Annotated in this window: 11 protein-coding genes and 2 tRNA genes; 6 read left to right on the forward strand and 7 right to left on the reverse strand. The window is 67.1% G+C overall.

Translation table 11 applies throughout. The annotated features are described in order from the left end of the window. Nucleotides 1-41 precede the first annotated feature (41 nt). Nucleotides 42-863 carry an SDR family oxidoreductase gene (locus ON22_RS00870; protein ID WP_033244460.1) on the forward strand — a complete coding sequence of 274 codons (822 nt, stop codon included), beginning with the start codon at nucleotides 42-44 and terminating at the stop codon, nucleotides 861-863. Between the two features lie 131 nt (nucleotides 864-994). Continuing rightward, entirely contained in the window at nucleotides 995-2,353 is a 1,359-nt protein-coding gene (locus ON22_RS00875) for an MFS transporter (RefSeq protein WP_033243868.1), read from the forward strand. A 62-nt stretch (nucleotides 2,354-2,415) separates the two neighbouring features. On the opposite strand, the gene ON22_RS00880 is transcribed toward ON22_RS00875, so the two are convergent. From ON22_RS00880 to ON22_RS00900, 5 genes are all read right to left on the reverse strand, one after another. After that, nucleotides 2,416-2,997: a TetR/AcrR family transcriptional regulator gene (locus ON22_RS00880; RefSeq protein WP_033243869.1), complete on the reverse strand. Its 582-nt coding sequence runs from the start codon at nucleotides 2,995-2,997 to the stop codon at nucleotides 2,416-2,418. A 4-nt stretch (nucleotides 2,998-3,001) separates the two neighbouring features. Beyond that, on the reverse strand, nucleotides 3,002-5,221 hold the full coding sequence (locus ON22_RS00885; protein WP_033243870.1) for an MMPL family transporter: 2,220 nt from the start codon (nucleotides 5,219-5,221) through the stop codon (nucleotides 3,002-3,004). A 581-nt stretch (nucleotides 5,222-5,802) separates the two neighbouring features. After that, nucleotides 5,803-5,875, reverse strand: a tRNA-Arg gene (locus ON22_RS00890). A 36-nt stretch (nucleotides 5,876-5,911) separates the two neighbouring features. Continuing rightward, nucleotides 5,912-6,001: transfer RNA gene (locus ON22_RS00895), tRNA-Ser, on the reverse strand. A 92-nt stretch (nucleotides 6,002-6,093) separates the two neighbouring features. Further along, nucleotides 6,094-6,831: a dienelactone hydrolase family protein gene (locus ON22_RS00900; RefSeq protein WP_033243871.1), complete on the reverse strand. Its 738-nt coding sequence runs from the start codon at nucleotides 6,829-6,831 to the stop codon at nucleotides 6,094-6,096. A gap of 94 nt (nucleotides 6,832-6,925) precedes the next feature. Between ON22_RS00900 and hisC the strand changes: the two genes are divergently transcribed. Further along, nucleotides 6,926-8,002 (forward strand): histidinol-phosphate transaminase, encoded by a 1,077-nt coding sequence (gene hisC / locus ON22_RS00905; RefSeq protein WP_033243872.1) that lies wholly within the window; start codon nucleotides 6,926-6,928, stop codon nucleotides 8,000-8,002. A gap of 62 nt (nucleotides 8,003-8,064) precedes the next feature. Here the strand turns inward: hisC and ON22_RS00910 are convergent, their stop codons facing one another. Next, nucleotides 8,065-9,129, reverse strand: coding sequence for an alpha/beta hydrolase (locus ON22_RS00910; protein ID WP_081595245.1), 1,065 nt, complete (start codon nucleotides 9,127-9,129; stop codon nucleotides 8,065-8,067). A 279-nt stretch (nucleotides 9,130-9,408) separates the two neighbouring features. Between ON22_RS00910 and ON22_RS00915 the strand changes: the two genes are divergently transcribed. The 3 genes from ON22_RS00915 to ON22_RS00925 all read left to right on the forward strand — a co-directional run bounded on the left by ON22_RS00915 (nucleotide 9,409) and on the right by ON22_RS00925 (nucleotide 11,937). Beyond that, nucleotides 9,409-10,542, forward strand: a complete 1,134-nt coding sequence (locus ON22_RS00915) for a DNA cytosine methyltransferase (protein ID WP_033243874.1) — start codon at nucleotides 9,409-9,411, stop codon at nucleotides 10,540-10,542. Further along, nucleotides 10,539-10,970 (forward strand): very short patch repair endonuclease, encoded by a 432-nt coding sequence (locus tag ON22_RS00920; protein WP_033243875.1) that lies wholly within the window; start codon nucleotides 10,539-10,541, stop codon nucleotides 10,968-10,970. The genes ON22_RS00915 and ON22_RS00920 overlap by 4 nt, the downstream gene beginning before the upstream one ends. A gap of 247 nt (nucleotides 10,971-11,217) precedes the next feature. Beyond that, nucleotides 11,218-11,937 (forward strand): maleylpyruvate isomerase family mycothiol-dependent enzyme, encoded by a 720-nt coding sequence (locus ON22_RS00925; RefSeq protein ID WP_231508532.1) that lies wholly within the window; start codon nucleotides 11,218-11,220, stop codon nucleotides 11,935-11,937. 299 nt (nucleotides 11,938-12,236) lie between these two features. On the opposite strand, the gene ON22_RS00930 is transcribed toward ON22_RS00925, so the two are convergent. Further along, nucleotides 12,237-14,621, reverse strand: coding sequence for an MMPL family transporter (locus tag ON22_RS00930; protein WP_033243876.1), 2,385 nt, complete (start codon nucleotides 14,619-14,621; stop codon nucleotides 12,237-12,239). Nucleotides 14,622-14,730 lie beyond the last annotated feature (109 nt).

Genomic DNA, 14,730 nt, shown 5'->3' on the forward strand with positions numbered 1-14,730 from the left:
CCGTGAGCTACGGCCCCGAAACAGTTTTGGAAGGAATCGGTATGAGCAGCGAAGTCAGCGTCGTCGTCGGTGCCGGAGGAATGGGGCGTGCCATCGCCGCGCGGATCGGTAGCGGCCGGCATCTGCTGCTGGCCGATTTCGACGAACGCCTACTGGCCGAGACGGCCGCGCAGTTCACCGAGCAGGGATTCGAGGTGAGCACCCGGCAGGTAGATGCCGGGGATTCGGAGTCGGTGGCAGCGCTCGCCGCCGCGGCCGCCGAGGCGGGGCCGATCCGGCACCTGGTGCATACGGCAGGGGTTTCTCCGGTGCACGCTTCCACCGAGGTGATCGTGCGGGTCGACCTGTGCGGGGTGGCCTATGTGCTGGACGAATTCGCACCGCGGATGGCCCCCGGCGGGGCCGGTGTCGTGATCGCCAGTATGGCCGGGCATATGGCGCAGCTGACCGCCGAACAGGAGGCTGCTCTGGCTGCGACACCGACCGCGGAACTCGCCGATCTACCGTTCCTGAACGCGGCAGCCGGGCTGAACCCGATGCACGCCTACCCGGTCGCCAAGCGTGGAGCCATTATTCGTGTGCAAGCGGCGGCCGGTGCGTGGGGCCGGGCCGGGGCGCGGGTGAATTCGATCAGCCCGGGCGTGATCTCCACCGCGATGGGTCAGGACGAATTGGCCGGTGAATCGGGCGCGCGGATGCGGCAGATGGTCGACAGCTCGCCGACCGGTCGCGTCGGCACCGCCGAAGATATCGCCGCCGCAGCCGCTTTCCTGCTCGACCCCGCCAGTAGCTTCATCACCGGGACCGACCTGCTCGTCGACGGTGGAGTCGTGGCGACCATGCGAGCGGCGATGCGCGGCTGAGTTTTCGACGGCCTCCGATGCCGCCCGCAAATTCCGCAGTCGCCTCCGAATCCCCGCTCCTACCTACACACTGAGCATGCAGCGGCGCGGGCAGCACGCCGGCGCGCACTGGCGAACGGGAGGTAACGCGAATGTCCGAAACCACTACCGCGGACCCGGCCGGCTCCGGCGGACCGGCCTCTTCGCGCGCGGCGACCCGCCGCGCCGTCTGGAACACACTGCGCGGCTCGTCCGGCAATCTGGTCGAGTGGTACGACGTCTACGTCTACACGGTGTTCGCCTCGTACTTCGAAAGCCATTTCTTCGATTCGGCGGATAAGAATTCCACCGTCTACGTGTACGCGATCTTCGCCGTCACCTTCCTCATGCGGCCGGTGGGGTCGTGGTTCTTCGGCCGCTACGCCGACCGGTACGGCCGGCGCGCGGCACTCACCTTCAGCGTTTCGCTCATGGCGGCGTGTTCGCTGGTGATCGCGCTGGTGCCGGGCCGGGAGGTGATCGGTGTGGGTGCCGCCGCGATCCTGATCCTGTGCCGGCTTGTGCAGGGATTCGCGACCGGCGGCGAATACGGCACCTCGGCGACCTACATGTCCGAGGCCGCCACCCGGGAACGCCGCGGTTTCTTCTCCTCCTTCCAATACGTGACCCTCGTCGGTGGTCATGTGCTCGCCCAGCTCACCCTGCTGGTGCTGCAACTGTTCATGGACAAGCAGGAGATCTCCGATTACGGCTGGCGTATCGCGTTCTTCATCGGCGGTATCGCCGCGGTGGTCGTGTTCTGGCTGCGCCGCAGTATGGACGAATCGCTCAGCACCGAGCAGCTCGAAGCCGTTCAGCGGGGTGAAGATTCCGAATCGGGATCGCTGCGGGAGCTGGTCGGCAACCATTGGCGTCCGCTGCTGCTGTGCTTCCTGGTGACCATGGGCGGCACCCTCGCCTTCTACGTCTACAGCGTGAACGCGCCCGCCATGATCAAGACCGCGTTCGGGGACCGGGGGATGACGGCCACCTGGATCAACCTGACGGGATTGATCTTCCTCATGCTCTTGCAGCCGGTCGGCGGGATGATCAGCGATAAGGTCGGCCGCAAACCGGTGCTGGTGTTCTTCGGCGTCGGCGGTGTCGCCTACACCTGGTTCCTCATCACCTACCTCCAGGACGCGACCTCGATCGCGGCGACCCTGCTGGTGACCGGGATCGGCTACATCATCCTCACCGGTTACACCTCCATCAACGCCATCGTCAAAGCCGAACTGTTCCCGTCACATATCCGGGCTCTGGGCGTGGGTGTCGGGTACGCGCTGGCGAATTCGGCGTTCGGTGGTACCGCGCCGATGATCTACCAAGCCGCGAAGAACGGGGGGCATGTGACCTTGTTCATCGTCTACGTGACCGTCGTCGTCTTCGCGTCACTGCTCGTGTATCTCTTCGCCTTGAAGAACAAGAGCGAGACGGCACTCGACCGCGAACAGGGCAGCGCCTTCCGGTAGCTCCCAGCGGGCGCTGTGCCACCGGAACCGCCACCCGGGTTCCGGGTGGCGGTTCTGCTGTGTCAGAGAGGCATACCGTTCTCCAGGAACTCGAGTGCCTCGTTGACTACGACGTAGATGTCCTCGTCGTAGTCCACCGCACGCAGATAGGCCATCACCGCCACACCCGCGACGGCGCCGGTCCAGTACCGAACCAGTGGATCATCGGGCTGCCGGCCGATGCGTTGAGCGAAAGCCTCGATGAACGGCGGCATATCCGTCTCGATCTTCGTGACCACGGCTGCGCGTAACTCCGGCACGGTGGCGATGAGTTTCATCCGCATGGTTTCCAGTGCTGCCATATCGACGTCCGTGCTGTTCAGGACACCGAGAATGGCGTTACGTGCAGCCTGCAGCGGCGAGAGTTCGGCGGGCGCGGCGAGAAACTTCTCCAGGAAGATGGGGTCGACGCGGTCGAACAGCACCGTATCCGGCTTGGTGGGGAAGTAGCGGAACAGCGTGCTCGGCGAGACCTCCGCGGCAGCCGCCACTTCCTCCAGCGTGGTGTTTGCGTACCCCTGCTCCCGATAGAGGCGCAATGCGTGATCCTGGATGGCTTCGCGCGTGCGCTTCTTCTTCAGTTCTCGCAGGCCGCCGGTACTCATAGGATCATTTTGCCGAACCCTCGACCGGTCGGCCAAACGAAGGGGCGAGTTCCTCCGTGGTATCCGGCTCGGGTCCGCCGCCGAGATTGCGGCCCTCGACGTCCAGGTCCGGCAGGATCCGGTCCAGCCATTTCGGCAGCCACCACGCCTTGTCCCCGACCAGCGCGAGAACGGCCGGGACAATGGTCATCCGCACCACGAAGGCATCCACCGCGACCGCGGCCGCCAGCGCCACACCGATTTGCACGATATCGCTCGCATCGCCGGAAGCGAAGCCGGCGAACACGCTCACCATGATGATCGCGGCAGCGGAAACCACGCGCGCCCCGTGCCCGAAACCGGACCGGATCGACGTGGTCGCCGAGGCGCCGTGCACATACTCCTCCCGCATCCGGGTCACCAGGAACACCTCGTAATCCATGGCGAGCCCGAACACCACACCGATGATGAAGATCGGCAGCATGCTCACCACGACGTCGGTGGTGTGGATACCCAGCCATTCCAACCAGCCCCACTGGAATACGGCCACCATGACGCCGAAGGTCGCGCCCAGGCTGAGCAGGAAACCCACTGTCGCCTTGAGCGGTACGACAACCGAGCGGAACACGGTCATCAGCAGTACGAACGACAGGCCGATAACCACCAGGAGATAGGTCAGCAGCGCATCGGCCATCCGGTCGCTGAAATCGATGATGATGGCCGCGGTTCCGGTGACGGCGATCCGGGCACCGAACCCTTCCACGGTGTCGGTGACGCTGCCGCGCAGCAGTTGCACCAGCTGCTCGGTTTCCTCGCTGTCCGGACCGCCCCGCGGGATGACGCCGATGATCGCGGTATCGCCGGCCGGGTTGAACTCCGGCGGCGCGGCCATGGTCACCCCTTCGGTCCCGGCCAATTCCGTATGGACCCGCTGTGCGGTGTCGGTGGGATGCGCCGCGCCGGCCAGGTCGACGACGACCAGCAGCGGCCCGTTGAATCCCGGACCGAAACCTTCGGAGATCGCGTCGTAGGCCTGGCGCTGGGTGGTGTGTTCCGGGTAGGTCCCCTGGTCCGGGACGCCGAGACGCAGGTCCAGTGCCGGAAGGGTCAGGACGCCGAGTCCGAGGAGCGCGACGATCAGGGTTGTCACCGGGCGCCGCGTGGTCAGCGATGCCCAACGTGATGCCAGGGTGCGGCCGACCGCGGCTTCCGTGGCAGCCTCGGTGAACTGCCCGCGCCGCCCGCGCCGAAGTACCCGGCGTCCGGCGAACCCGAGGAGCGCCGGCAGCAGCGTGACCGCCACCAGTACCGCGACGGCCACGGTCACGGCCGCGGCGAGACCCATTTCGGTGAGCAGCCCGATACCGACCACGCTCAGTCCGGCCAACGCGATAACCACGGTCATCCCGGCGAAGAACACAGCGGACCCCGCCGTGGCCACCGCCCGGCCGATGGCGTCCTCCGGGTCGGGGTTCCGGGATAGTTCGTCGGTATAGCGGGAGACGATGAACAACGCGTAGTCGATACCGACGGCGAGTCCGAGCATGAGCGCCAGGATCGGAGTGGTGACACCGAGGTCCAGGAACGCGGTCGCCGTGAGGATGCCCAGGAGGCCGACCATGACACCGGTGATCCCGGCGATCAACGACATTCCCGCGGCAGCCAGCGATCCGAGGGTTATCACCAGAACGACGGCGGCCACGAGCAGTCCGAGGAGCTCTTTGCTCACATCCGGCATCAGCTCCATCACGTCGCCGCCCACCGCCATGCGCAGTTCGGCCGAACCGCTCTGCTCGACCAGTTGCATCAGCTCCTGACGGCTCGAATCGCGCACCGTTTCGAAGGAGACCGCATAGGTCACCTCGGCGACGGCGATCCGCTGGTCCGCCGAGATCAGCCCGTTCTGGAAGGGGCCTGTTACGGCGGCGACCTCGGGTGCCCCGGCTGCCGCCCGGACCACGTCATCGATTTTCTGTCGCTGGTCGAGATCGGTCACCGAGCCGTTCTCGGCGACGAACACGATCTGGGCCGACCCGCCGTCGAGCGGAAGATCGGCGAACCGTTCCTCGAGCAGATCGAAAGCTTCCTGGGATTGCGTACCGGGCAGGTTGAAGGTCGTCGCGGAGGGCGCGGCCAGAGTGGCGGCGCCCACCCCTAGGACGGCAACGAGGAGGACCCAGGACAGGAGAACGAGTCGTCGAGCGCGATAACTGAACCGCCCGATCCGATAGAGCAGGGCCGACATGACAGCCTCTCTTTATTGGTAGTCACTGTTTTTTGAGAGTAACTTCCATTTTGAGCTGCGGCAAGACCTTCCCGGGTCGGTCGTCCGCGAGTTCGTTCGGCGATGACCTCTGGCGCACGGCATATCGCCTGTGCTCGAAACCGCCCGTGTCGGGGGCCGCCACGGTGCTGTGGGAGAGCTCGGCATGTCGACCGGTCGTAAGAATTCCGCGCTACCGTCGAAAGGCGCCGTCGTCGTGACGCCTGGTGGGGGTGGCTCAGCTCAGATTGCACATCAGCTTGTGCAGATGGGGGATTGTCGTGCTCCAGGGATGGGGACCATCCGCGTCCGAACGGACGCTGCGCAGCCGCGGCCTGGACTGGACCATTTTGCGTCCGGGCACCCGGTGGGGCCCGACCAGCATCGGCCACAGTGCCGCGCCGCCGTCGCAACGGTCCCCACCCAGCGCAACCAACCGCATGGGGGGGTCCGGGGGGCGAAGCCCCGCCGGGTGGGGTGTGGGGGCTGCGCCCCCCACAAAATACGACGAAACGAGACCAGGCCCACGCCGTAGGTGGGCATGGGCCTGTCATCGAGTGGAGTGCGCCCGAAGGGATTCGAACCCCTAACCTTCTGATCCGTAGTCAGATGCTCTATCCGTTGAGCTACGGGCGCATACGCGTTATTCAGTTGTCACCCGGTAACCGGGTGTGGCGGAGGCGAGAGGATTTGAACCTCCGGTCCCCGTGAAGGGACAACTCATTAGCAGTGAGTCCCATTCGGCCGCTCTGGCACGCCTCCTGGAGCCTTCTCTTCGAGGGCACCGGTCCTTTCGAACCGCCGAGCCGAAAGGTTACCCGAGCTTGGTGCGAAACTGCAAAACGGCTGGTTGGTCAGCGTAGGTGGCTGTCGAACCAGTCGAAAATGCGGGTTTGCGAGTCGATGAGTTCGTCGGCGTCATCGTCGTCGCCGGGATGGTCGGCGCGGTGCAACAGGCCCGGGTAGGTCACCACCAGACTTGCGACTGCGGCGCGGGCGGTGGCGTCGCGGAGATGGTCTACATCGTCGGTGGGAGTGGTCGATTCCGCGCCGAACAGGCCGAGCCACGGGGCCTGTAGCCGGGGGGCGGCGGTGACGAGGGCTTCGGCCTGGTCGGTCAGGGGTGCGGTGATACCGCGGGCGGCCACGCTGATCGCGGCGCCGATCGGCCGGTTGGTCGCCACCAGGAACGCCGCGGTGCCGGCGGTATCGAAACCGAGGGCGCCGATGCAGTCGGGGAAGACCCCGCGATTGGTGAGCCAATCGAAGCAGGCGTCGAAATCCTCGAACAGTTCGTCGCCGTAGACCCCGGCCGACGAGGCGGTGGCCCGGTGGAAGAGGTTCGGTGCGACCACCAGCCAGCCTTCGCCGGCGAGGGCGCGCATGAACTCCAGCAACGATCCGGTGAACTCGCGGGATTCGTGGAGCAGCACGATTCCGCCACGGGCATAGCCTTCCGGTTCGATCACCGTGATGGGTACGTGCTCGTCGGTAGCGGGCGTCGTGGCGGCCGCTGTCGGCTCCTGACCGGGTCCGGTGGTTTCCGGCTCGTGGCGCCGCAGGGGCGCAATATCGTCATAAGTGCCCGACATGTTCCCAGCGTAGGGCGATATCCGCGGAGCGGGAAGAACTGGCAGGTGAACAGCCCGAACGTGGCACGATCGAGATCGGAACTAAGCTCGATACGTGACCGCGCACATCCGGCCGGACCTCGATTCCATTCCGGCGTACGTTCCCGGCCGCAGCCATCCCGGCGCGGTCAAACTGGCGAGCAACGAAACGACCGTCGGTCCGCTGCCTGCCGCGAGCAAGGCCGTCGCCGAGGCGGTGGAGCTGGCCAACCGCTATCCGGACAATCAATCCGGCGAACTACGAGCAGCGCTCGCCGAATTTCTCGGCGTCACGCCGGTCAATATCGCGGTCGGCTGCGGGAGCGTGGCGCTGTGCCAGGAGCTGGTACAGATCACCTGCGGGGATCCGTCCGACGAAGTGCTCTTCGCGTGGCGCTCGTTCGAGGCGTACCCGATCATCACCCAGGTCGGTAACGCGACCGCGGTGACGGTGCCGCTGCACGACCATGTGCACGATCTGGACGCCCTGGCTGCCGCGATCACCGACCGGACCCGGCTGGTGTTCGTCTGCAATCCGAACAACCCGACCGGTACCGCGGTCGGCGCGGCGGAGCTGGCCCGTTTCCTGGACCGGGTGCCCGCCGATGTGCTGGTGGCGCTGGACGAGGCGTACTACGAGTACCTGCGCATTCCCGGCGATCACCCCGACGGTGTGGAACTGGGCCGGACACGGCCGAACGTCGTTGTGCTGCGCACCTTCTCGAAAGCTTACGGATTGGCCGGTTTGCGGGTCGGGTACGCAGTCGGCACACCGGAGGTGATCGCCGCACTGCTGAAGGTGCATATCCCGTTCAGCGTGAGCCGGGTGGCGCAGGCGGCGGCCATGGCATCGCTGGAGGCCCGGCACGAACTGCTGGACCGCACCGACGCGGTGATCGCCGAACGGGAACGGATGCGCGCGGGCCTGCTGGCCGCGGGCTACCGGGTGCCGCCGAGCGAAGCGAATTTCGTCTGGATCGACCTGGGCGCGGCGACGACCGAATTCGCCGAGGCGAGCGCGGAGGCAGGGGTGCTGATCCGGCCGTTCGCGGGCGATGGCGTGCGGGTCACCGCGGGCGACCCGCATGAGAACGATCTGTTCCTGCGATTCGCCACGGCTGCGGAAACGGTCGCGCGCTTCGCGGGCGCCTGACGGCAACCGGGCGACTGGTGTAGCGCATCAGTCGTTGGCCGCGCCGAGTGGTAAGGGGCGGTTCAGGCGATGCCGAGGCCCTCGGAGATGGTGGGCCAGGAGGTGACCAGTTCGTCGGCCCAGTACGGCCAGGAATGGGTGCCTTGCGGGCGGAAGTGGGCGGTGTAGTCGATATCGAGGGTATCGAGACGCTGAGCCAGCCGGCGGGTGCAGAAATCGGTGGCGGCCTCCAGTGGGCCGCCCATCAGCACGCTCACCGGGGTCTCGGGGTTGGTCAGTACATCGTGGACACCCGGCCGTCCGCTGCCGGCGGAGAGGTAGAGCTTCTTACCGCGCAGGGCTTCCGCGTGCAGGGTGACATCATGGGCCAGCCAGGCCGGGTCGTCGGGGGCGCCGAACATGTTCTCGGGGTTGCCTTTGAAGGTCGTGACCACCATGCGGGCCTGCGCCTGGCCCAGGTCGGTGCCGGTGGAGAAGCAGCCGCTGTGGGCGCCGACGGCGGAATAGAGTTCGGGTTTCCGGATGGCCAGCATCATGGCCCCTTCGGCACCCATGGAGGTTCCGACCACGGCATTACGGCCGTTGCCGGCGAATTCGGCGTCGAGTAGTGGGGGGAGTTCCTCGGTGAGAAATGTCTCCCATTTGTTGATTCCCAGTACCGGGTCCGGGCGCTGCCAGTCGGTGTAGAAACTGGCGGGGCCGCCGACGGTGAACACGACGTTCACCGGTTTGTCGGCGTAGAACTGGGCGGCGCCGCCGCGGTCGAGCCAGTTGTTGCTGTCGATCTGGGTGCTGCGGCCGTCGAGCATGTAGATGGTGGGGCGGGGTGTGCTGCGGTCGGCCGGGAGCAGGACCAGGACCTGCACCGTGCGGTGCATGGCCGGTGAATCGACGAATACCCGCATCAGGCGTTCGTGCACCGGCTGGACGCCCACGATGGCGGCCCGCGGCGCCCGGACCGCCTCCGGGCGTTCGACCGGTCCGGGATCCTCGGCCGAGCCGGTACCGGGCTGAGCGGGCGCGGTGTGCAGCCCGTCGGGGTCTGCCTGCGCTGCGCCCGGCGCGACAGCCCCGCACAGGGCGACGGCGCCCGATACGACGGTGGCCAGGCCGACGCGATACCTCATGGCGCCCATACTGCCAGACCCGACGGTGTGCACCGGGGCACCGGAAGGCGCCGATTTATATGCTCTGACCTGCGCTTTCGATGGTATTGCCGCGGAATGGATCTCGGGTGGTGATGATCGACTCGCGGACGCGGGCCGTATCGTTCGTACCGGTCACCGCGGTTCGGCCGGCCGATGTGCCGGCGCTCACCCGGACGCGGCGGACCCGCCGGACGCGCGGAGTAATCTCGCTTCGGGAGCCGGACCGGATGGAGAGAGGACCTCGTGACGGGCGCGCGGATGGTGGGGCTTTTCGCCGGGATCGGAGGGCTGGAGCTCGGGCTGGCGGCGCACGGCTGGCACAGCACACTGCTGTGCGAGATCGATCCCGGTGCGCGGGCGGTACTGGGGGCACGTTTTCCCGATGCCGAACTCCACACCGATATCACCCGGTTGCGGGCATTACCACCGGAAACCGAACTGGTGGCAGCGGGATTCCCGTGCCAGGACCTGTCCCAGGCCGGGCGCACCGCCGGGATCACCGGAACCAAATCCAGTCTGGTCGACCACGTGTTCCGCCTGGTCCGGCGTAAACGCGGGCCGCGCTGGTTGCTGATCGAGAACGTGCCGTTCATGCTGCAACTCGGTCGCGGTGCGGCCATGCGCCATATCACCGATGCTCTCGATGAACTCGGCTATACCTGGGCCTACCGGGTGGTGGATGCGCGGGCGTTCGGCTTGCCGCAGCGGCGTAACCGGGTGCTCATGTTGGCCTCACGGACCGAGGACCCGCGCACCGTACTGTTCGCCGACGACGCCGGGCCGCGACTGCTGGGTTGCATCGAGAGCGACCCGTGCGGTTTCTACTGGACCGAGGGTGTGCGCGGCCTGGGCTGGGTGGTCAACGCCGTGCCGACACTCAAGGGCGGGTCCGGGCTGGGTATTCCGAGCGCGCCGGCGGTGCGGTTGCCGTCCGGGGAAATCGTCACGCCGGGTATCACCGACGGCGAACGACTCCAGGGGTTCGATCCCGGCTGGACGGAACCGGCGCTGGCGGTGCCCGGTTTCCGGCCCGGTCAGCGTTGGCGGCTGGTGGGTAATGCGGTGAGTGTACGGATGGCATCGTGGGTGGGCTCTCGGCTGCGGATTCCGGGTGAACCGATCCCCGGGCATATTCCGCTACCGCCCGGAAGCCCGTGGCCCGGGGCGGCGTGGGGACATTCCGGGCAGGTCTTCGAGGTGCCGTTGTCGCCGTGGCCGGTCCACGAACCCTATGAGGACCTGCGGTTCTTTCTCAGCGATACCCGGTTGCTGTCGGCGCGGGCCACGGCCGGTTTCCTGCGCCGGACCGGGATGGGGACTCTGCGTTTCCCGGCCGGTTTCCTCGACGATGTGCAGGCGCATCTGGTGCGGATGGGTGGCTCGGCGGCATGACCGGCGACCCCGCCCGCAGCAGCCGCCGCCCGGCCACCGATCCGGTGACCAGCGCGCGGATGTCACGGCAGCGGCGGGCGCATACCGCGCCGGAATTGGCCTTGCGGCGCGAACTGCACCGGCGCGGTATCCGCTACTTCGTGGATCGGGCCCCGATCCGTGGTCAGCGGCGGCGCGCCGATCTGGTGTTCCCGCGGCGCCGGGTCGCGGTGTATGTGGACGGTTGTTTCTGGCATCGCTGCCCGGTCCATGCGACCGACCCGAAGAACAACGCGGATTGGTGGGCGGAGAAACTGGCGGGCAATGTCGCGCGCGACCGGGCCACCGATGCGGCGTTGGTCGCTGCGGGCTGGCAGGTGGTGCGGATTTGGGAACACGAGGATCCGGTATGCGCGGCGGACCGGGTTCAGACGGTCTTGGGTCGCTGAGAGGAATTCCCGCCGCTGAGGTGGGTACAACTCCCGGCGGCGGCTGCGCGGGGCGGCGTTGCCCGCGCTTCTGGAAAGAGCCGGGAGATCGCTGTTATCGCCTTGTGCCGACCAGAGGGACCACGGCCCGTGGCGCCCAGAGGTGCTCGATCGCGGGGCGCTGGGGCGCGCCGCGATCCCCGTGGTCTGGTGGTCCAGGTTCCAGACTCTTGTAGAAGGCCGGGGACGCGGCATTAGGGTCGGTGTCGTGCCCAGGGATCTGATCGAATCGCTCACCAGCCGTATGGCGGAGGTCGCCGCGGCGACCACCGAATTGCTCGCCACCGTAGACACACTCGACGATGCGTCGCTCGCCGACGCGTCCGCGCTTCCGGGCTGGACCAGGGGGCATGTACTCGCGCATATCTCGCGTAATGCCGACAGCCTCGTCAATCTGCTGCTCTGGGCGCATACCGGAGTGGAGACACCGCAGTATGCGAGTACCACGCTGCGCGATGCCGATATCGAACTGGGTGCCTCGCGTCCGCTCGCCGAACAGCGGGCCGACCTGGTGGAATCGGCGGATCGGTTGATCGGGATGGCGCGGGTGCCGACTGCCGAGCAGTGGCAGGTGGAGGTTCGCACGCGGCAGGGGCGGCCGTTACCGGCGCACCGGATTCCCTGGATGCGGTTGCAGGAGCTGCGGATCCACCATGTGGATCTGAATGCCGGCTACACCCCGGCAGATTGGCCGGCGGATTTCGTGGCGGAACTGCTCGCCGAGGTCGCCGCCGATCTGGGCGCGCGCCCGGATGCGCAACCGTTCGAAATCCAGGCAACCGATACCGGTTTCGGCGCGACCGTCGGCACCGGTGACCCGCGCAGGAAGGTGGCGGCACCGGCTGCATCGCTGCTGGCCTGGCTACTGGGACGCGGTGCGGACGAGACGCTGCCCGCGGAGCTCCCGCAGCTGCCCGATTGGCGCTGACCCGGCACACGCTGCTCGCGCTGGACAACGGTGTCCGCGGTGTCGGTGTCCGGTGCACGCCCGGCTGGTGTTGAGCCGTGTGCCCGGCTACTGCTGGGACGGGCGGGTGCCCGGCTGATTCAGGGCAGCCGATGGACGTCGGCCGCCGCCGACCTGCGGCGGTGGGGATGCGGCGCAGCGCGCTGCCGGGCGGTCTTGTGTGGGTACTGCGGGCACCCAGCGATAGACGCCGGTCGGCCCGTACAAAGCAGAACCGGCCGGCACCTGTGCGGGTGCCGGCCGGTTGCGTAACGCCTGGATCAGACCCCGGCAGGTTCCTCGACGGCCTTCGTCTTGGCGCGTTGCTGCAGTTCGCGCAGCTTCGTCCCTTCGACGTCGATATCGGGCAGGATCCGGTCCAGCCAGGCCGGCATCCACCAGGCCCATTTGCCGAGCAGTACCAGCAGTGACGGGATCAGCACCATCCGCACCAGGAAGGCGTCGAAGAAAACGCCCGCTGCCAGTGCGAAGCCCATGGATTTGGAGGTGATGTCGGGCGAGAGCATGAAACCGCCGAAGACCGAGATCATGATGACGGCCGCCGCGGCGACCACGCGGGCGCCGTGATGGTAGCCGTCGACCATGGCCTGTTTCGGTTCCTTGCCGCGCACGTATTCCTCGCGCATCCGGGTCACCAGGAACACCTGGTAGTCCATGGCCAGGCCGAATACCAGGCCGATCAGCACGATGGGTAGGAAGCTGATGATCGGATGGGTGTCGTCGACCAGGCCGAAGGCGCCCTCCTGGAAGATCAGCACCGTGACCCCGAAGGTCGCGGCCATCGAGAGCAGGAAGCCGAGCGCGGCGGTGAGTGGCACCAGGATCGACCGGAACACCAGCAGCAGCAGGATGAACGCCGCCACCGCGACGATGGCCATGTACGGGATGATGCTGTCGAGCAGCACGCTGTTGACATCGGCGTAGATGGCCGTCTGGCCGGTGATGCCGTATTCCATGCCGTACTGATCCTGTAGCGCGGCTTCGGCATCGCGGGCGTGTTCGACCAGATCCTGCGTTTCCGCACTGTTGGGCCCGGATTCGGGAACCACCTGGAACAGCGCGGCCTGTCCGTCCTGGCTGGGCTGCGCGACGCTGAGGTAATCCACGCCGTCGTAGCCCGCCAGTTGATCGCGCAATGCGGTCAGTGCGGCATCGCGCTGGTCGGCGGGGGTTTCGGACAGATCGACCGCGACCACGAGCATGCCGTTCTTGCCTTCGCCGAAGCCCGCGGTCTGCAGTTCGTAGGCCTTCCGGACCGAGGAGTCCTCCGGCATGCTGTCGCCGCCGGGCAGGCCGAGGCTGAGCTGGGCCGCCGGGGCGGCCAGCGCGCCGAGGACGATCGCACTGATGATCAGCGTGAGCACCGGTACCCGGGCGATGAGCCGCGCGAAACGCATCCCGTTGGTGACCGAGGTGTCGTCTTCGGGGTCGTGCTGGGCAATCAGCGGCAGTTTCGGTTTGAACAGCGATTTACCGAGCGCGCCGAGCAGGGCCGGCATCAGGGTGGTGGCCGCGAGTACGGCGAACCCGGCAGCGATGGCGCCGCCGATACCCATCGCGGTGAGGAAGCTGATCCCGACCACGGACAGGCCGAGCAGTGCGACCACCACGGTCAGCCCGGCGAAGACGACGGCCGAACCGGCGGTGCCCACCGCGACACCCGCGGCTTCCTCCGGTGAATCCTGGACGACGAGTTCGTGTTTGTACCGGGACACGATGAACAGGGCGTAGTCGATGGACAGGGCCAGCCCGATCATCGACGCCAGGATCGGCGTGAACGTCGGGACCTCGGTCAGCGCGGTACCGGTCAGGATGAGGGCGCCCGCAGAGGCGACGCCGACGATCCCGGTGACGATGGGGACGAACGCGGCCACGATGGCGCCGAAGGCGATGATCATGACGATCAGCGCGACCCCGATACCGATCATCTCGGCCTGTCCCGATTCGGGCTGGGTCTGCGCGATGGCGCCGCTCATCTCGACGGTGAGCCCGGCGTTACGGCCTTCCTGGGCGATGGCCTCGGCGGCCTGCCGATGTTCCTCGGTGACGTCGGCGAAGGTCGGCATCGTGAACCTCACGTCGATCACGGCGACGGTTTGCGGCCGGTCTTCGCTGAGCACATTCAGCGGGGCGCCACCGCACAAAGCTTTGAAGTCAGGAGAGTTCTGACCGTCGAGGCAGTTCGGTTCCGGCATGGGCGGGGCCCGGCCGGGTTCGAGACCGGCCGCTGCCGCGGCCTGTTCCGCGGCGGCCTCCTGGCTGGCCGGCATCATCGCGGTCGCGGTGACCGGGTTGACGACCGGTTCGCTGTGGTCGACGATATCGAGTTCGTTCAGCCGCTGGACCAGTGCGTCCAGTGCCGTCATATTGGGCTCGTCGGTCAGCGTGCCGTTCGGTGCGGCGATGACATATTGCCCGGTGACGGCGTCGATGCTGAACATCGAGGCCATCTGCGGCATATGTTCTTCGAGGATGGCCGTGGCCCGTTCCGAGGGCAGGCCCGGCATCTCGAAGCTGTCCTGGAACGGTTTGGCCAGCGCACCCGCGGCCCCGCCGAGTAGGACCAGTATCAGTGCCCATACGGGCAGGACTATCCATTTCCGGCGGAAAGCGAACTTTCCCCATCTGTACAGGAATACGGACACGAGGGATTTCTCCTAGGCGAGGCCGAAACGGTTTGGTCGTATGTGCTTCTGCTGTGACGAACTGACGGCCGGCGTCGTTTCGCGGACGGGATCGCGCGGGGGAGACTGT

Source organism: Nocardia carnea NBRC 14403, from assembly GCF_000308515.1.
Lineage (GTDB): Bacteria > Actinomycetota > Actinomycetes > Mycobacteriales > Mycobacteriaceae > Nocardia > Nocardia carnea.